Annotated in this window: 16 protein-coding genes; 11 read left to right on the top strand and 5 right to left on the bottom strand. The window is 35.0% G+C overall.

Translation table 11 applies throughout. The annotated features are described in order from the left end of the window. The first annotated feature begins 50 nt into the window (after positions 1–50). From RBU59_RS02190 to RBU59_RS02165, 6 genes are all read left to right on the top strand, one after another. A complete protein-coding gene (locus RBU59_RS02190; protein ID WP_308146250.1) occupies positions 51–2,816 on the top strand; it encodes a DNA translocase FtsK in 2,766 nt (921 codons plus the stop codon). Positions 2,817–2,921: 105 nt separating this feature from the next. After that, the gene (locus RBU59_RS02185) at positions 2,922–3,824 is read left to right on the top strand and encodes an ATP-grasp domain-containing protein (protein WP_308146249.1); all 903 of its coding nucleotides are present in this window, start codon (positions 2,922–2,924) and stop codon (positions 3,822–3,824) included. 140 nt (positions 3,825–3,964) lie between these two features. Then, positions 3,965–4,855: an ATP-grasp domain-containing protein gene (locus tag RBU59_RS02180; RefSeq protein WP_308146248.1), complete on the top strand. Its 891-nt coding sequence runs from the start codon at positions 3,965–3,967 to the stop codon at positions 4,853–4,855. A gap of 491 nt (positions 4,856–5,346) precedes the next feature. Then, the gene (gene aspS, locus RBU59_RS02175; protein ID WP_308146247.1) at positions 5,347–6,669 is read left to right on the top strand and encodes an aspartate--tRNA(Asn) ligase; all 1,323 of its coding nucleotides are present in this window, start codon (positions 5,347–5,349) and stop codon (positions 6,667–6,669) included. Between the two features lie 137 nt (positions 6,670–6,806). Further along, complete coding sequence (locus RBU59_RS02170) at positions 6,807–7,151, top strand: DsrE family protein (RefSeq protein ID WP_308146246.1); 345 nt, start codon at positions 6,807–6,809, stop codon at positions 7,149–7,151. A 19-nt stretch (positions 7,152–7,170) separates the two neighbouring features. Further along, positions 7,171–7,965 (top strand): flavodoxin family protein, encoded by a 795-nt coding sequence (locus tag RBU59_RS02165; RefSeq protein WP_308146245.1) that lies wholly within the window; start codon positions 7,171–7,173, stop codon positions 7,963–7,965. Between the two features lie 156 nt (positions 7,966–8,121). Here RBU59_RS02165 and RBU59_RS02160 read toward each other — a convergent pair whose 3' ends face one another. Further along, a complete protein-coding gene (locus RBU59_RS02160; RefSeq protein ID WP_308146244.1) occupies positions 8,122–8,769 on the bottom strand; it encodes an HAD family hydrolase in 648 nt (215 codons plus the stop codon). Between the two features lie 393 nt (positions 8,770–9,162). Between RBU59_RS02160 and RBU59_RS02155 the strand changes: the two genes are divergently transcribed. Together RBU59_RS02155 and RBU59_RS02150 are read left to right on the top strand one after the other, a co-directional pair. Continuing rightward, the gene (locus tag RBU59_RS02155; RefSeq protein ID WP_308146243.1) at positions 9,163–10,833 is read left to right on the top strand and encodes a formate--tetrahydrofolate ligase; all 1,671 of its coding nucleotides are present in this window, start codon (positions 9,163–9,165) and stop codon (positions 10,831–10,833) included. A 300-nt stretch (positions 10,834–11,133) separates the two neighbouring features. Then, positions 11,134–11,718 (top strand): superoxide dismutase, encoded by a 585-nt coding sequence (locus RBU59_RS02150; RefSeq protein ID WP_308146242.1) that lies wholly within the window; start codon positions 11,134–11,136, stop codon positions 11,716–11,718. Positions 11,719–11,934: 216 nt separating this feature from the next. Here RBU59_RS02150 and RBU59_RS02145 read toward each other — a convergent pair whose 3' ends face one another. Together RBU59_RS02145 and pyrB are read right to left on the bottom strand one after the other, a co-directional pair. Beyond that, the gene (locus tag RBU59_RS02145) at positions 11,935–12,360 is read right to left on the bottom strand and encodes an aspartate carbamoyltransferase regulatory subunit (protein ID WP_308146241.1); all 426 of its coding nucleotides are present in this window, start codon (positions 12,358–12,360) and stop codon (positions 11,935–11,937) included. Next, entirely contained in the window at positions 12,354–13,274 is a 921-nt protein-coding gene (gene pyrB, locus RBU59_RS02140; RefSeq protein ID WP_308146240.1) for an aspartate carbamoyltransferase, read from the bottom strand. Before pyrB ends, RBU59_RS02145 begins: the two co-directional genes overlap by 7 nt. Before the next feature lie 270 nt (positions 13,275–13,544). On the opposite strand from pyrB, the gene RBU59_RS02135 reads away from it, so the two are divergent. The 3 genes from RBU59_RS02135 to RBU59_RS02125 all read left to right on the top strand — a co-directional run bounded on the left by RBU59_RS02135 (position 13,545) and on the right by RBU59_RS02125 (position 16,355). Further along, entirely contained in the window at positions 13,545–14,624 is a 1,080-nt protein-coding gene (locus tag RBU59_RS02135; RefSeq protein ID WP_308146239.1) for an ATP-binding cassette domain-containing protein, read from the top strand. Further along, positions 14,614–15,942, top strand: a complete 1,329-nt coding sequence (locus RBU59_RS02130) for an FtsX-like permease family protein (protein ID WP_308146238.1) — start codon at positions 14,614–14,616, stop codon at positions 15,940–15,942. The genes RBU59_RS02135 and RBU59_RS02130 overlap by 11 nt, the downstream gene beginning before the upstream one ends. Positions 15,943–16,166: 224 nt before the next feature. Further along, positions 16,167–16,355 (top strand): ferredoxin, encoded by a 189-nt coding sequence (locus RBU59_RS02125; RefSeq protein WP_308146237.1) that lies wholly within the window; start codon positions 16,167–16,169, stop codon positions 16,353–16,355. 196 nt (positions 16,356–16,551) lie between these two features. Here RBU59_RS02125 and uxaC read toward each other — a convergent pair whose 3' ends face one another. Both uxaC and RBU59_RS02115 read right to left on the bottom strand, forming a co-directional pair. Then, positions 16,552–17,952 (bottom strand): glucuronate isomerase, encoded by a 1,401-nt coding sequence (gene uxaC / locus RBU59_RS02120; protein ID WP_308146236.1) that lies wholly within the window; start codon positions 17,950–17,952, stop codon positions 16,552–16,554. An 18-nt stretch (positions 17,953–17,970) separates the two neighbouring features. Beyond that, entirely contained in the window at positions 17,971–18,972 is a 1,002-nt protein-coding gene (locus RBU59_RS02115; protein WP_308146235.1) for a LacI family DNA-binding transcriptional regulator, read from the bottom strand. Positions 18,973–19,190: the final 218 nt, after the last annotated feature.

Here is a 19,190-nt window from a genome sequence, read left to right as displayed (position 1 = left end):
GAAATAAAATATTAACATATATACTTATAGTAGCTTAAGGAGGATATGGTGTGGCTGCAAGTCAAAATAAAAGTTACAAATCAGGTTCGAAAAGGCAGACAAATCGTACAACAGGAAAAAGGAAATCTACCGGAAGCAAAAAAGTACATAATAAGATAAATGATGATCCTAATAAAGAACTGTACCATGATGAGATAACTTTAATAATTACTTTAGTGATATCTCTGCTGCTAATATTAAGTAATTTTAATTTGAGTGGAAGTTTTGGCAAAACCATTAACGGAATTACTTTTGGGTTATTTGGATTTGCTGCATATTTATTGCCTTTTTTTCTGTTTTTTGGCATTGCCTTTTATATTGCGAACAGAGGAAATCCCATCGCTCTGCGAAAGTTAATCAGTAGTATTATATTAGGTATTATCTTTACGGCATTAATTCAACTGACTATCGTTGGCTATTCATCCGATATTAAATTGACTGAATACTATATTAGTTCTGCCAAATTAAAAAACGGCGGAGGTATTATTGGAGGCTTACTGTGCCGTTTATTATATCCGCTATTTGGAGCTGTTGGAACCTATATTATTTTAATCGCTTTTATGATAATATCCTTTATGTTTATTACAGGTAAAGCACTGTTTGCATACTTAAGTTCTAAAAGTGAAGAATCACTGAATCAAATACGGGAGAGAAGAATACGCCAGGAGGAAGAGGATGTTTATGAAGAGAATGCAGAGGAAGAAGCTGTTCCTAGAAGAAAAGCCAGAACAGTACTTCTTAAGAAAAATGACTTATCAACAGATATAAAAGATTCAACAGCCAATAACTCCGGTAAGGCTGCAGAAGACGGCTTCCTTAGCATGTTAAAGAAGAAAAAAACGAGACCTGGCAAAGAGGATACGATCAACGCAGCTAATTTTGATATGGAAGAGATTACATCAAGTACGGTCAGTGATATCTCCATACAGCGCAGTGGCTTATATACGGATGGGACAAGCACTGTTGATAAAATAGATACAATCGATGAACAGATGAAATTGAAGTTCGGTAAAAATACCGAAGAATTAAATGAGATGCAACCAAATGTAGAACGTCCCGGTATTGACGAAGACATAGAGAAACTTCTTCATGCTGCAAATGAGGATATTGAATTACAGACGAATGAAAAAGCTGCAGAAGCATTTAAAAATGATGAACAACCTCAAATAACCACAACTCAACCCGGTAATGCGGCAGAAACCACAGATTTCTCAAGAAACTCTATGGAAAAGTCTGAAAAGAAATTTATAACGGCTGAGGGCGGATCGAATCTGGATGAAATAAAAATTAATCAAAATTCGGAAGAAAAGAAAACATATATTTTTCCGCCCCTTAATTTATTATCAAAACCCAAGAATGATACAAAAGGTATGATGGACAGAGATTTAAAAGAGACTGCTCTAAAACTTCAAAAAACACTGGAAAGTTTCGGAGTTCGGGTAACGGTAACCAATGTAAGCTGCGGACCGGCCGTAACCCGATATGAATTACAGCCGGAACAAGGTGTGAAAGTAAGCAGGATAACAGGTTTGGCTGATGATATTAAACTGAACCTGGCGGCTGCGGATGTAAGAATCGAAGCACCGATACCGGGTAAGGCTGCGGTGGGTATCGAAGTACCTAATAAAGAGAATTCAGCGGTAATGTTTCGGGAATTAATCGAAAGTAAAGATTTTAAGCAGCATCCTTCCGATATAGCATTTGCGGTCGGCAAAGATATTGGTGGTCAAACCATTGTAACGGATATTGGTAAAATGCCTCATTTACTCATCGCCGGTGCTACCGGTTCCGGTAAATCGGTATGTATCAATACTTTGATTATGAGTATCTTATATAAAGCGAAACCATCCGATGTAAGGATGATTATGGTGGATCCTAAGGTTGTTGAATTAAGTGTTTATAATGGTATACCTCATCTTTTGATACCTGTTGTGACAGATCCTAAAAAAGCTTCTGCTGCTTTAAACTGGGCGGTTATGGAGATGACGGAGCGATATAATAAGTTTGCTGACTTAGGAGTAAGAGACGTAAAGGGCTATAATGAAAAGGTTGCAACGGTTGCTGAATATCAGGATGAAAGATATCAGAAACTTCCTCAGATAGTAATAATCGTAGACGAGCTGGCAGACCTTATGATGGTCGCCCCCGGGGAAGTAGAGGATGCTATCTGCAGACTTGCTCAGATGGCACGTGCGGCTGGGTTACATTTAATTATAGCTACCCAGAGACCATCGGTTAATGTTATTACAGGCCTTATTAAAGCAAATATTCCCTCCAGAATTGCATTTTCAGTATCTTCTGCTATCGATTCCAGAACGATTATAGATGGTTCAGGTGCAGAAAAGCTGCTGGGTAAAGGAGATATGTTGTTTTTCCCTTCCGGTTATCCCAAACCGGTTCGAGTACAGGGCGCTTTTATTTCAGATAAAGAGGTAAGTGCTGTGGTGGAATTTTTAACGGCCCAGAATAGTGCGGCGGAATATAACGAAGAGGTGGTCAATAAAATTTCCAATGCACAGGCAGTTGAAAATTCTACGAGTGCTGCTGCAAATGACCGTGATGACTATTTTATTGAAGCCGGGAAGTTTATTATAGATAAAGATAAAGCCTCTATTGGAATGTTGCAGAGAGTATATAAAATTGGATTTAACCGGGCTGCAAGAATTATGGATCAGCTTTCTGAAGCGGGTGTTGTAGGTCCTGAGGAAGGTACAAAACCAAGGAAGATATTAATGTCCCTGGAGGAGTTTGAGCAATATGTAGATGAATATATCTAAGTAACAGGTATTTGTGAAATTATAATGGCTAAAGAAGCTTTGGAGTATTTCAAAGTAATATAATTTTGCAACGTCTATTTCAGTTAGATATGAGAGGAGTATATTATGAGGGGCTGGCTAATTACCAATGCTTTTTTACATACCCATAAATTTACGGAAATTCATCTCTGGTTAACAGAAGCGGCAAAAAAATTGGGTGTAGAATTAATAATTAAAACGAATGCAGAAGTTTTAGTGCTTCTGGATTCAAATTCTACTAATGTAGAATCAAAGAATTCTCATGAAAGACCGGATTTTATTTTATTCTGGGATAAAGATGTCAGACTGGCAAAATATCTGGAGATAAAAGGCTTTTCAGTATTTAATTCTTCCCAGGCTATTGCCGCATGTGATGATAAATCATTAACACATCTGTATCTGCAAAGTGCAGGTATTAAGATGCCCCGCACCATTGTGGCACCTATGACTTTTTCCAATATTGGGTATACAAATCTTGATTTTTTAGACTGTGTTGTAAGGGAATTAGGTTATCCAATTGTGATAAAGGAATGTTTTGGGTCATTTGGTCAACAGGTGTATTTAGCAGGGAACAGACAAGAACTTATAGACTGTGTTACTGATATTGGTGCTAAACCTATGCTGTTTCAGGAATTTATCCAAAACAGCAAAGGCAGAGATTTAAGACTGCAGGTAGTTGGAAATCAAGTGGTAGCAACCATGTACCGTTATTCAGAGAATGGAGATTTTCGAGCTAATGTAAGCAATGGCGGTAAAATGAAACCATATGAACCGGATCAGAAGCAAATAGAATTAGCATTACGGTGCTGTAAAATAATGGGACTTGATTTTGCAGGTGTAGATCTTTTATTTGGAAAAAATCAGGAACCAATTGTATGTGAAGTAAATTCCAATGCGCATTTTAAAAATATATTTGAATGTACCGGAATTAATGTGGCAGACTCTATACTGGCTTATATAATAAAAAGAATTTGTATTGGAAAGAGATAAGATTAAATTCTTGAAAAGTTTTGTATTAAAAGAATAGAATTATTTTATTTGCGATTTAAGATAATCGATTTGTAAGGTGCAGTTATTAATATTAGAATTAGAGTAAATACGATGTTAATAAAAGCTTATTGGGAGAAATCATGGTTGGATGGCTGATATATAGTAAACTGGATGTGAAAAAGAATCATAGATATATCCAATTTTATAAAGAGGAAGGTATGCTTCGCAATATTACGATACAATTGATATTAGCTGAAGAATTAGTATTTGGTGTAAGAGGGGACAGTTGGTATCTAACGTATAACAGGAACGATATAAAACTTCCGGATTTTGCTATATGCAGAACCATATATCCCCTGTTAAACGCACAGTTGGAGTATATGGGATTACCGGTTTTTAATAACTCCCATATTGCGGAAATATGTAATAACAAAGCGAAAACATATCAATATATAGCTCAGCTTGGAATACCAATGATAGATTCTAAATTCGTAAAAAATTCCTTGATAAAAAAGGAATTGGAAAACATAACTGAACCGGCAGTTATTAAAGCCGTAGCCGGACATGGCGGAAGCCAGGTCTTTTTAAGGAAGCCGGGTGATATTAATGATTTTGAGGATGATTTCTATCAGAAACTTAATAATTCAGATGTTGTGATACAGCCACTCATTGGGTCCAGACATCAGGATCTCAGGGTATATATCATTGGAAAAGAAATCATAGCCAGTGTACTTCGCACTGCCAGAGAGGGTTTTAAGTCGAACTTTTCATTGGGAGGTGACGTAGAAAGATATGAGTTGAACTCCACTGAAATACAATTAGTGAATAAAATAATTTCCAAGTTTGATTTTGGTATGGTTGGAATCGATTTTATCATTGGTGATAGGAATGAACTGATCTTCAATGAAATCGAGGATGTTGTTGGCGCAAGAATGCTGTATCAGACCAGCAATATTAACTTGGTTGGTTTATATTTGGATTATATAAAATCTAAAGTATTATATTCAAATAGAAATATAACATTGACATAATCTATGTAAGGTGCTAAACTAAGAAAAATTTATTTCGACTTCAGGAGATTATAATATGATTCAATTATTTAGCTTTCAGTTTAATAGGGACGACGATATTCGGCGCTTATAGCTGTGGATTTCCATAGGTATAAGCGCTAAAAGGCTTGTACCTGTGCAGGAGTTAATATTCGATTCATATTAATAATATACGAATTAAAACCGCATTGGTATAATAATTTATTTTTATTATATCCATGCGGTTTTTTTTGTAGGGCTATTTCAAAAAAATACGAATTGGTGGACCTGATTGGTTGTCAATAAAGTCCGGTAAACTGGATTTTTACATAATATTCTTAGAATAAAGGGGCGTGATAGTATGCAGCATATAGATTATGTTGGAAAGGATCTAATAATAGGCTGAACGATGACTTAAATTATGTTATGTTTAAGAAATTAATTAGTTATAACGCTTGATTATAAAGTCTATTTCCAATAAGGAGGAATCTATTATGATGAAAATAACAGGTACAATACAACAGAATATGGAAGCAGAAGAGTTAAACAATTATATAGGAAAAAAAGTTACACTAACAGGTTCTGTATATAAAATAAGGAATATGAGCGGATTTTCATTCGTTATACTTAGAATGAAACGTTCTCTTGTTCAGTGTATCTTCAGTAAAGAATTTACAGATTATAATATAGAGGAATTAAAAGAAAATAGCTGCATTCATTTAGACGGGGAGGTCGTTGAAGACAGCCGTTCCAAGACGGGGTACGAAGTACGTATAAAAGATATATCAGTTTTATCGAAACCGGAAGAAGAAATGCCGGTAGTAATTAATAATAAAGAGATCAAAGCATCCCTGGAAACAATTCTCGACTACAGACCTATTACCTTGCGGAATGAAAAAGAACGTGCCATCTTCAAAATACAAGAGGGTATCTGTATTGCGGCAAGAAAATTTTTACAGGAACAGAGATTTACTGAAATTCATAGCCCTAAAATAGTATATGCCGGCGCAGAGGGCGGAGCGAATATTTTTAAGCTGGACTACTTTGGCAGGGAAGCTTACCTGGCTCAAAGTCCACAATTTTATAAACAGATGATGGTTGGTGTATATGACAGAGTTTATGAAATCGGTGCGGTTTACAGGGCAGAGAAACATGATACGTCCAGACACTTAAATGAATATACCGGTTTGGATTTTGAAATGGGATATATAGATAATTTTACAGATATAATGGAAATGGAAGTCCGAATGCTGCAGAATGTTATGGATCATTTATTAAAAAATTATTCTCCGGAAATTGAATTATTAAAGGTGAATATACCCAACTTAACAGAGATACCCTCCATACGGTTTACAGAAGCAAAAGAGTTAATCAGTAAAACCTATCAAAGGGAAATTAAAGATATGGGGGATTTTGAACCGGAGGAAGAACGTTTACTCTGCGAATGTATAAAGAAATCCACCGGAAGTGAATTTGTTTTTGTAACTCATTATCCGACAGCTAAGAGACCGTTTTATGCTATGGAGGATCCTGCTAACAAAGAATATACACTTAGCTTTGACTTATTGTTTCGCGGAGTAGAGGTTACCACCGGAGGGCAGCGAATTCACGATTATAAAGAGCAGATTGCTAAAATGGAATATCGGAATATGAATCCTGAATTATTTGAAAGTTTTTTAATGATTCATAAGTATGGAATGCCGCCGCACGGCGGTCTGGGAATGGGATTGGAGCGTTTTACTATGTGTCTGTTAAATCAAAAGAATGTAAGAGAAGCGTCCCTGTTTCCAAGAGACCAGAACCGTTTGGTGCCATAATTAAATAAATGTACATGAATTCCAAAATGTGGTATTATATTAGATGAGTAAGATGGAAGCAGAGTATGTTAAAATAACTTTTAAATGTAACTGCTTACGCTGTTAGCATCTTGATAAAATTATAGGAGGGTTCTCTAATGAAGCAAGCGAATACTTTAAATATTTTATGGACGAATGATAATATTATTACTTCTGAAAAAATGGTACTTATGTATGCGTTAAATAGTAAACTGAATAATTGGTGGAATGAGGTAATAGTGATTATATGGGGTGCAACAGCAAAACTTGTCAGTGAAAATACGATGATTCAGGAGAAAATTAAAATAGCTCTCCATGCAGGTGTGAAATTCACCGCATGCAAGGCCTGCGCAGAACAGCTAAATGTAACGGAAAAGCTGACGGAATTAGGGATTGAGGTTAAATACTGGGGAGAGGGGCTAACTGAAATTTTAAAAGAAGATGAAAAGCTCATAACCATTTAATAAAAAAATGGGAGATGTTATGAAGATTCTTGCAATTAACAGTAGTTTTAGAAAACATGGAAATACTGAACGAATATTTCAACTAATGGACCAATCCCTGCTTAAAATAGCGAAAGAAAAAGGAAAAACACTAGAGATTGAATACTTTTCTCTTGGAGAAACAAATATCGAGCCATGCCGTGGATGCCGGCTTTGTTTTGAAAAAGGTGAAGATCTGTGCCCAATGAAAGATAATCTTGCTCTGGTTAGAAGTAAATTACAGGAAGCAGACGCAATAATTCTTGGAAGCCCTGTATATGTTGAAGATGTAAATGGATTGATGAAAAATTTGATAGATCGTATGGCGTTTAATTGCCATCGTCCTGCATATTACGGAAAATCTGCACTTATTTTTACAACTTCAGGTGCGAGTTCCACTAAACATGCCTTAAAAACTATGAGAAATGCTCTATGTACATGGGGATTTTATATAGCAGAAGAATATAGATTTCGTATGGGTGGACCATTAGTAGCAGAACCGGATGTTATCAAAAAGTATAGTGACAAAGTAAATAAATTAGCAACCGTTTTTTTTAATTCCATAGATAATTATAAACCTTTGCATCCGACCGTCTATTCATATATGATATTTAAAATACAGCAAACTTACTGGCAAAAGGAAAGTAGTAAGAGAAATAAACTGGATTATGAGTATTGGAAAACGAAAGGTTGGTTAGAGCCGTATTGTAATTATTATATAGATCATAAATGTTTACCGATTAAAAGTAAAACAGCAAGAGCATTGGGAAAGATTATTTCTAAATTTTTTGTTTGATATGGAAGTGGTTTAACCCTGCTAACTTAGGTAATTGTAAAATTATATAATTTTTTTAATCTTATAAACGAAGTAAGAGGAGATATAAACTGGCTCCTCTTACAAATTATTAAATTTTCCCAATAGTACATAGTAGAATATTATCTTTTAATAATATTATTTCACATATTGCAACAAATCTTCCGGTTTATCTATGATATAATTAGCACCTTCGGCTTTTAAAATATCCCGGTTACGAAAACCCCAGGTCACACCAACACATTTTATACCTGCATTATGAGCCGTATGAACATCTACATCTGAATCTCCTACATAAAGGGTTTCTTCTTTATTTGAACCGAGTACTTTCAGAGCGGCATATACACTGTCTGGAGCAGGTTTTTTTGCTACACCCTGTGATTCACCAATGGCAACTTCGATAAATTCCCTAAAATAATCGTTACATAAAGCTTTTACCGCAGTGTCATACTTATTTGATACAACTGCAAGTTTTATACCCATTTCTTTTAAGCATTTTAACATTTCTGATATTCCATCATATGGACGGGTTTTGTTCTGCAAGTTTTCGGAATAATGTTTTCGATATAGTTCCAGACATTTGTCGGATTCTTCGGCAGAGGTACCGTTTGGAACAGCAAGATTTATCAATACTTTAACGCCGTTGCCGACAAACCGGCGAATTTCATCTATAGATCTTAACGGATAACCGAATTTACCTAAAGCATAATTAACACTATCGGTTAAATCCTCCAGAGTATTTAAAAGTGTACCATCTAAATCAAAAATTATTGTGTTATATTTCATTTGTTTCTCCAATCCAATTCTTTTGCAGCAGGGATTAGATACCTAAATCATAGAATTAAAATAAATTATAATAAATAATTGTAGTGCATAAGAATCTTATAATTTACTGCATTACCCTGCTAAATTACATTTTAGCTATTCAAATTTATTATAACTCTAACCATTGATAAGGTCAAAGTATATTTATTAATGAAATTAATCTCAAATATTAATGAATATAAGCCTTTCTTTCTCAAATTAATTTGCTATAATAGATTTGGAAACATTAACATATTATAGAAACGAAAAAATCTGTTCCTATAATCAGATGTTAAGCAGCAAAAAATGACGTCTTTTATCAAAAAATGCAATGAGTTTAATAGTAAATTATAATATAATCAGGAGGCTTACCTTATGAAAACCGATATACAAATAGCTCAGGAAGCAAAAATGCAGCATATTAAAGAAGTAGCTGCTAAACTAAATATACGGGAAGAAGATTTGGATTATTACGGTAAATATAAAGCTAAATTTTCGGATGAATTATGGGATAAGATAAAAGATAATCCGGATGGTAAGCTGGTGCTGGTAACCGCGATTAATCCTACTCCAGCCGGAGAGGGTAAAACAACTACAACAGTTGGTCTTGGACAGGCATTGGGATTACTTGAGAAAAAGGCGGTAATTGCACTAAGAGAACCTTCCTTAGGACCGTGTTTTGGAATTAAAGGAGGAGCAGCCGGCGGAGGGTATGCTCAGGTAGTTCCCATGGAAGATCTTAATTTACACTTTACCGGTGATTTTCATGCTATTACTTCTGCAAATAATTTATTGGCAGCTATGATGGATAATCATATCCAGCAGGGAAATTTATTAAACATTGATCCAAATCAAATAGTATGGAAACGCTGCCTTGACATGAATGACAGAGTACTTAGAAACATTGTGGTAGGACTTGGAAGAAAAGCAGATGGTGTGGTAAGAGAGGATCATTTTATCATAACGGTTGCTTCTGAAATTATGGCAGTCTTTTGCCTTGCCGATGATTTAAATGATTTGAAAAATAGACTTAGCAGAATCATCGTTGCCTATACTTACGAGGGTAAACCTGTAACAGCCGGAGATTTAAATGCGGTAGGAGCGATGGCAGCATTATTAAAAGATGCAATCAAACCGAATCTTATTCAGACCTTAGAGAATACTCCGGCTATTATACACGGCGGACCGTTTGCTAATATTGCCCATGGCTGTAATAGTGTCAGAGCCACCAAAACTGCTCTAAAATTAGCGGATATTGTCGTAACGGAAGCAGGTTTCGGTGCAGATTTGGGCGCAGAAAAATTCTTTGATATAAAATGTGTCAGTGCCGGTTTAAAACCAAGTGCAGTTGTATTAGTAGCGACGGTTCGTGCTTTAAAATATAACGGCGGTGTAGAAAAGAAAGATTTGGCTGCCGAGAATCTAGCTGCGTTAAAGAATGGTATTGTAAATCTGGAAAAACATATAGAAAATCTTCAAAAATATGGGGTGCCGGTTGTTGTTACCTTAAACCGTTTTGTAACAGATACGGATGCAGAACTAAACTATGTAAAAGAATTCTGTGAAAGCAAAGGTTGTGATTTTTCCTTATCCGAAGTATGGGAAAAAGGCGGCGAGGGCGGAATTGATTTAGCTAACAGAGTATTGCAGGTTATTGAAACGAAAGAAAGTAATTTTAAACCTCTATACAAGTTAAACATTCCGCTGAAAGATAAAATAGAGACCATTGCTAAAGAAATATATGGTGCCGCAACTGTTTCCTATGATCCTGCTGCTGACAAGGCAATAGCTCATATTGAAGAATTAGGATTTAAAGAAGTGCCGGTATGTATGGCAAAAAATCAATATTCCTTATCGGATGATCCGTCTAAGCTTGGAAGACCAACCGGTTTTAATATCCATATCCGCGAGGTTTATCTTTCTGCCGGTGCCGGATTTGTGGTTGCCATAACCGGTACGGTTATGACTATGCCAGGACTTCCTAAGAAACCGGCGGCGGAGGGCATTGATGTTAACAGTGATGGTGTTATAACCGGATTATTCTAAATTTTTAAAGAATTATACCAAAAGGACGTCCTTAGGTTAAACTAATTTGGATATGAATCTAGAAACTGAAAAATAAGCAGTAAATAATAGGTTTGAGTGTCAAAAGTCATTTAAATAATTTACGTTCGTCAATTACGCATCTGCACCTCTATCACGTAATCAGAAATAAAATTGTGCAAATTAGCGAACTATAATTTAAATTGACCTTTTGACACTGGAACCATAATAGTTAATAATAAACCTCCAAGTGTTGCGTATACTTATATTATAAAATAAGAGTAACATGGAGGTTTATTTGTAATGGAGATAGTAAAGCTGAATTTTGAATATTCAGATGATGTCACCGTAATCAATAAGGAACAATTTGAGGCACATATGAGATTGTATGAGGGTTATGTTAAAAAAATAAATGAAATTGATGAATTACTTGCGGATAATCCGGATTTAGAAGATGCAAATGCCACTTACAGTGAATTCAGAGGTATTAAAAGAGGCGAAACCTATGCTTTAAATGGAGTCATTTTACACGAGTTTTACTTTGAGAATATCGGATCTACTCATAATGAACCGGATGAAGTGGAGATGAATTTCCTGTCCAGATTTTTCGGAAGTTATGATCTGTGGAAAAAACATTTTGTGGCTACAGCAAAAGCCAGCCGTGGGTGGGTAATCCTCAGCTATGATCCCCGTTCCGATATGCTGCGAAACTTAAGCCTGGATTTACATGATTACGGTAATGTAGCCATGTCAATTCCATTATTAGTCCTGGATATGTATGAACATGCCTATTTTCTCCAATATGCAGATAATAAAGCGGAGTACATAGACAATTTTATGAAGAATATTGATTGGAGCGTCGTAAAGGATCGAATTGAAAGCTTGTGATGATATAACTTATCTGAGATAACTATACTAATGAGATAAAAATACACTTTTCATTGTTAGTGTCTTAATGCACTGGGTATCACTTATGTTCCAACATTTAACCAGAGAATATTGAAAGATAATCGCAACAGTATAATAGATAATTTGGCCTCCTATGATTTATATCAGGAGGCCAAATAAATACTTTGTCTGCCTTATTTTATTTATTGACTACTATTAATTTCTCTTAAAAGCCTGTTCGCAATAGATGCAGCGGTAGACTCCTTTTTCTTTGTCTGTTAATTTAAAACTATGGGGTAATTCTCTTTCGATGGATGTAATACATCTGGGGTTTTTGCATTTAATGATATTGGTAACTTTTTCTGGAAGATTTAAATTACGTTTTGTGATAATCTGCCCGTTTTCAATGATATTAACAGTGATATTCCGGTCTAAAACACCCAGAATATCAAGATCAATATCTAAATGACCCTCAATTTTTATAATATCTTTTTTTCCCATTTTATTGCTTTTGGCATTTTTAATAATTGCTACGCTGCAGTCCAGTTTCTCTAAGTTTAGATAAGAATAGATCTTCATGGCACCGCCAGCTTCAATATGATCAATTACGATTCCCTGACTTAATCCACCGATATTTAACATGATTCATCCTCCAATAATTTCATAATCAGTGCCATTCGTACATAAACTCCAAACTCAGCCTGTTTAAAATAAACAGCTCTCGGATCTTTATCAACTTCAGTGGCGATTTCATTTACCCTGGGCAGAGGATGGAGCACCAGCATGTCTTTTTTAGCGTATTCCATTTTTTTAGTGTCAAGAATAAAGGAATCTTTTAAGCGGATATAATCTTCTTCATTGAAAAAACGTTCTTTCTGTACTCTGGTCATATAAAGTAGATCAAGTTGCGGCATAACTTCTTCCAATACTTTGACTTCTTTGTATGATACATGATTGGCATCCAGTACTTCTTCCCTTAAGTAAGTAGGAATCTTTAATTCATCCGGTGAAATTAATACAAAATTTATATTCTCATATCGAACTAATGCATTAATTAAGGAATGGACAGTTCGGCCGAATTTTAAGTCACCACAAAAGCCAACGGTAAGATTATCTAACCGTCCTTTTAAGATTTGAATTGTTAATAAATCGGTAAGTGTTTGAGTGGGATGATTGTGACCGCCGTCACCGGCATTGATTACTGGAATGGAAGAATAAGTAGAAGCAACTAAGGGAGCGCCTTCTTTAGGATGACGCATAGCACAAATATCAGCATAACTGGAAATAACTCGAATTGTATCGGCGACGCTTTCGCCTTTGGCAGCTGAACTGGAATCTGCAGAAGAAAAACCTAAAACACTGCCGCCAAGATTTAGCATGGCAGCTTCAAAACTTAATCTGGTTCTTGTACTTGGTTCATAAAATAGAGTCGCTAATTTTTTGCCATGGCACACATTAGCATATTTTCCCGGATCTAAAATGATATCACCCGCTAAATCCAGAATTTCCTTTAATTCGGAAACAGATAAGTCTAGGGGACTGATCAGATGTTTCATAAGCACCTCCGTATAATTAGGTTTATTATTCAACTGCATATTATACTATAGTATGATTTTTATTACAATAACCATTTTATATTTTATAATTAATTAATATAATTAATACTTATTAAAAAATATAATAAGTAAATAACATAATTTGTGTCATAATGAGGAGGGTTCATAAGGATACGAAATTATTGATCTTTGCGCTTACTCTACTGTTAGTAGGTGTACAATTTGTATAGATAGTGTAAGATTAGTATCAAAAAGGAGGTCTATAATCGAATGAATCAAATGAAAATAGGGAGTTTTATTGCTGCGCGCCGAAAGGCACATAACTTTACTCAAAGTCAGTTAGCTGAAAAGCTAGGCGTTACTGATAAAGCCGTATCGAAGTGGGAAACTGGAAAATCTATGCCTGACTTATCTTTGTTTACTTCATTGTGCGATTTATTGGAAATCACTTTAAATGAACTGTTGTTAGGTGATTTTATTTTAGAAGAAAATTTAAAAGAAAAGTCAAATCAAGTTCTTTTAGAAGTAATTACAAGCTGGCTCGGTAAAGATCGGTGGGATTTACGCACAGAATATGACAATAAAGATCTGGTTTTGAGATTGCAAAACGTCAAAAAAGTATATAATTCAGAAAATTCATTAACTAAGGCTGTAAATGACATTAGTTTAGAGATTCACAAAGGAAGTTTTTTGGGTATTATGGGAGCATCCGGGTCTGGAAAATCCACACTTCTGAACATGATAGCTACCATAGATAAGGCGACTAGTGGGACAATTGAAATCAGCGGTCAAAATATTGCAGAAATTTCAGAAAAGGATTTAGCTGCATTTCGTCGAGAGCATTTAGGCTTCATATTTCAAGAATATAATTTACTGGATACATTGACAATTTACGAAAACATTGCTCTGGCATTGACAATAAAGAAATTTCCTAAAGAAAGTGTGAAACGCAAGATCTTAGCCATCGCTGATAAACTTGAAATTGCAGACGTACTGGATAAATTTCCCTATGAGGTATCGGGAGGACAACGCCAACGCTGTGCCTGTGCAAGGGCGATTGCGGTGAATCCAAGTCTAATTCTCGCGGATGAGCCTACGGGGGCATTAGACAGTCATTCTGCTAAGCAACTGTTAGAGATATTATTAATGTTTCGTAGTGAATTCTTTGCTACGATTTTAATGGTTACACATGACGCATTTTCAGCAAGTTATTGTGACAAGATACTATTTATGCAGGATGGAGAAATAAAAGAGGTTTTGGAAAGAGGGCAGGAAAATAGACATACTTTTTTTGCTAATATTTTAGATGTAATGGCTAGGCTTACAGAAAGGGGTGGATATGTATATTAAACTTGCTTTGCGTAATTTTAAACGTTCAACGTTTGATTATTTGATGTACATTATAACCATGACAATTCTTAGTGCCATAATGCATTTATCAAATTGTATTGCAATTTTAGGGGATATACAGGAAGGATTTCAAACCGCATCGCTACCATTGCTAATCGTTATAATTATGGTAGTTTTGGTGAACTATATTAATACTTTTATGATAAAACTAAGAGCAAAGGAATTTGCAAACTACTTATTGCTTGGTATGGAAAAAGGCAAACTATCACAGATGTTTCTTATAGAGTTTTGTTTCATTGGGATTATATGCTTTGTTTTTGGAGGATTACTTGGATCAGGTGCTTATCTTGTTATATTATTCAATACTTTTCGAGGTCCGAAACTTCAACAGCTATTTATGATTAAAAGTATTTTGCATACACTTATCTATTTAGTTATCGTCGAGGGACTTTCTGCGGTTCGTATTAGGAAAAAAATGTACGGATTGCAAATTTCTGAATTGATGATTGAGAATCGCCGCAACCAATCGTTGAGAGAGGATAGAAAAACCTTCTGGTTAATCGGGTGTACTATCAGCTTTTTAATTCTGTTTGTATTATTATGCTCAGTTACATTTTTATCAGAAAAAAGTACTTATGCTATTATCCCCTTTATATCTATCCCTTTGCTATGTTGTATTGTTGCATTTTATAAATGGCTATATGCATATTTTTCATCGAAACGACTAAAGCTATCAGAGCATTTATACCAAGGAAATCGGATTTATCGTATTGCGGAAATGACAACAGGAACGAAAACTGATGTTTTATTGAATTCTGTCTTCAGTATCTGCTTACTTTTCGCAATAATGGCCTATGTAAATGGAGCGCTTCTACTTAATGAGAGCGTAGTAATTAATAATCCTGTAAAGCAGCATTGGATGGGTTTTTTGCAGATTAGCATAAGTATAATTTTTATGACAATTTATTTTTCGATTTTATCCTTACAGCTAATTATTGGGCTAAAGAGACAAGCAAAAAGTATTCTTATTCTTCACTATATGGGAAAAAGTCTGGCTCAGATTAAGTTTCTACTTAAAACGCAAGTAATGCTAAAGTTGCTTGTGCCAACATTGATGTGTTTCGTACTTTTACTGATTTGCACACCATTGGTTAACTATAAGATAAATATGATATTACCTGATATTGCACATAATTCAATAATAAAGTCTGTCGGATGGTTTATTATTTGCTTTTCAATATTATATCTTTGCTATTTTCTAATAATTTGTATCATCAGTAAACGTTATTTAAAACTGTTGTTGACTTATAGATATTAAATTAACTCACTTAGATAAAAATAAAACTGTTGAGAGAAGCACGTTTCCTTAAGAATTCTGTTATAAAACACCAGGTATTTTCGATGATGAATGAAGATAATGTGTTTGGATAAACAAAGTCGACTGAATATATGTATACTTTATCCAGAAAAATGTTATAATAAATATGATAATAAATAATGACGTTTTAAACTCTGACGTCTTATGTTAAGGAGGAAATTAGCATGAAATCTAAAGTAGATCCAGATCTTTGTATATCATGTGAATTATGTACGAATATTTGTCCTGAAGTATATAGCATGGGTGATGATGGCTATGCACATGCTATCGAGGAAGACATTCCGGAAGAGAAGCTGGCTGAGGCTGAAAATGCCCGTGACAGTTGTCCCACAAGTGCAATTGATTTAGATTAATAACAAAGTAATATAAAAATAATCGTAATAACATGAAGAAAGGTATGTAAAATCTGACTTTGCTTCCATGTGGATTAAAAAAGGGTTAAGTGTATTGGTATCGAATGGAATCATCCATACGTAAATACACTTAACCCTTTTAACTATTTAGCATATTATGTAATTTTGTAAACTGGTTTGAAATGTATTCAACGGACTAGAAGCCGAAATATCTCTTAGAGTTATTATAAGAAATATCTTTCACCATCTGACTCAGATAGTTCATATCATGAGGATATTCACCGTTTTCAACCCACTTGCCAATCATGTCACACAGGATACGCCTGAAATACTCATGTCTTGTATAGGAAATAAAACTCCTGGAGTCTGTTAACATACCAATGAAATTAGATAAAAGTCCCACATTAGCAAGAGCAGACATCTGATCTGTCATACCCATCTTATGGTCATTAAACCACCAGGCCGATCCATGCTGTAATTTACCGATGGCTTTCTCATCCTGAAAACAACCGATAACGGTATTAATTGTTGTATTATCATTCGGGTTTAAGGAATAGATGATGGTTTTAGGTAATTCGTCCGTACGGTTTAAAGCATTTAAAAATTCTGACATCTGTGCGGAAGAAGAGTTGCTGTTTATACAGTCGAATCCCGTATCCGGTCCTAATTTGCTAAATTGTATGGAGTTGTTATTGCGTTTTGTACCGTAATGCAGCTGCATGGTCCAGCCGAATTTATTATATTGCCCTCCAACATATAGCATAAAAGCAGTTTTGAATTTTAATTGTTCTGCTTCGTCTGGTAACATACCTGACATCCTTTTTGAGAAAATAGCTTCAATTTCATCCATTCCGGCAGGTTGATACATAATATATTCCAGACCATGATCCGATATTTTGCAGCCCATGGAATCAAAGAATTTAATTCTGTTACCCAGGGCATTACAAAGGGAGGCGAAATCAGTTATGGATATCTTGCTTGCTTTAGACAAATCAGACAAATAATCAAGGTATTCCGGTTTTTCAATGTTCATAGCCTTATCCGGACGGAAAGCAGGAAGAACTTTAACATCAAAAGAAGAATCTTCTTTTATTTTTTTATGCCATTCAAGAGAGTCCACAGGATCGTCGGTGGTACAGATAATTTCCACATTGGACTGCTTTATTATATTATGTACTTTCATGGAAGGCTGGTTAAGTTTTTCGTTACATAAATTCCAGACTTCCTCAGCTGTATCTACATTTAAAACACCGTGATAATCAAAATAGCGTTGTAATTCCAGATGACTCCAATGATATAACGGATTCCCGATTGCCTTTGGAAGCGTTTCGGCCCATTTTATAAATTTGTCCTTATCCGGGGCATCTCCGGTAATATATTTTTCTTCAATCCCATTGGCTCTCATTAAACGCCATTTGTAATGATCGCCTCCAAGCCAAACCTGTGTAATATTTTTAAAACTGATATTTTCTGCAATTTCTCTTGGACTGATATGGCAGTGGTAGTCGATGATTGGCATACCAGCCGCATAATTATGGAATAGTTCTTTTGCTGTTTCGGTAGATAATAAAAAATCTTTATCCAAAAAAGCTTTCATTTTTAGATCCTCCTGATATTATAGATTTGTTGTATAACGAACTACCAGATCATTGGATATGGTAGTTTTGTTTGGTACTTTCTGGCCGTTTATTACGCGCATTAAGGAATTAACCGTTGTTATACTTAAGGTTTCTACATGGTTATCGATGGAAGTAAGCTCCGGTTCACAGCAGGTTGCTAACAGTGAGTTATTATAACCAATGATACTTAATTCTTCCGGGATACGAAGTCCTTTTGCTTTAGCATATTTAATGGCACCAACTCCAAGAATATCCTCAGCGGCGATAACAGCATCAAAGATAAGACCATTTGATGATAAATGAAGCAATAAATCCCTGGTACCCTCTATGGTAGCCGGGCATTTATAGATGTTTTCCTCCTTTACTGTATGAATATGATTCATAAGAGCAGCTTTAAAGCCATTTATTTTTTGAATACTGCTGTAGGATTTGGAGGTATATAAGAATAAGATATCTTTTTTCCCTTGATTGAGTAAGAGGGAAGCCGCATCATAAACAGCCTGATGGTCATCGCATAAGGTACAATAAATATTGTGTTTAATTAAAGCTCCGTTCATAAGCATGATTGGAACTTCCTCGGCAGCTTCCATAATATAGGTATTATCTTTCGGATTTGTTTCTAAAAAGTAGGAACCGACTATTACTAAAGCATCTATTCGTTTAGAGAGCAGAAGTTTCAGATAATTCTGCTTATTCTTTAGTTCATATCCGGTACAGCATAAGAAGGAGTCATATCCATTTTTACGAAGTTCTCGTTCTAAATAATAAACAGCATTGGCTAAAAACGGGTCAGAAGAATCAGCACACATGATTCCTATGGTTTTCATAGTATTTAACCCAAGACCTCTGGCAAAAACGTTAGGAGTATAACCAAGTTCTTCCATAACTTTCATAACTTTTTGCTTTGTTTTATCGCTTACCTTGGAATTTTTGTTGATAACTCTGGAGACGGTTGCTATGGATACTCCGGCTTTTTCTGAAACATCATATATATTCATAAATCACCTCAATTAATGTAAATGCTTACATTGACTGCAAATTAGATTCTTAACCTGGACTTATTATACTATATAATTACTTCAGTTACAATACATGAATCTAATAAAATTTTGGTAATAACATTAGATTAACATAATATTTTATAATATTTTTGATAAAGGATTGACACCAACATGTATTGCTATTAAAATAAAATGTAAGTGCTTACATATATTAA

Origin of the sequence: Anaerocolumna sp. MB42-C2 (genome assembly GCF_030913705.1) — a bacterium.
Taxonomy (GTDB): Bacteria; Bacillota; Clostridia; order Lachnospirales; family Lachnospiraceae; genus Anaerocolumna.
The sequence above is the reverse complement of the archived record's forward strand: the minus strand, read 5'-3'. Positions and strand labels throughout refer to the sequence as shown.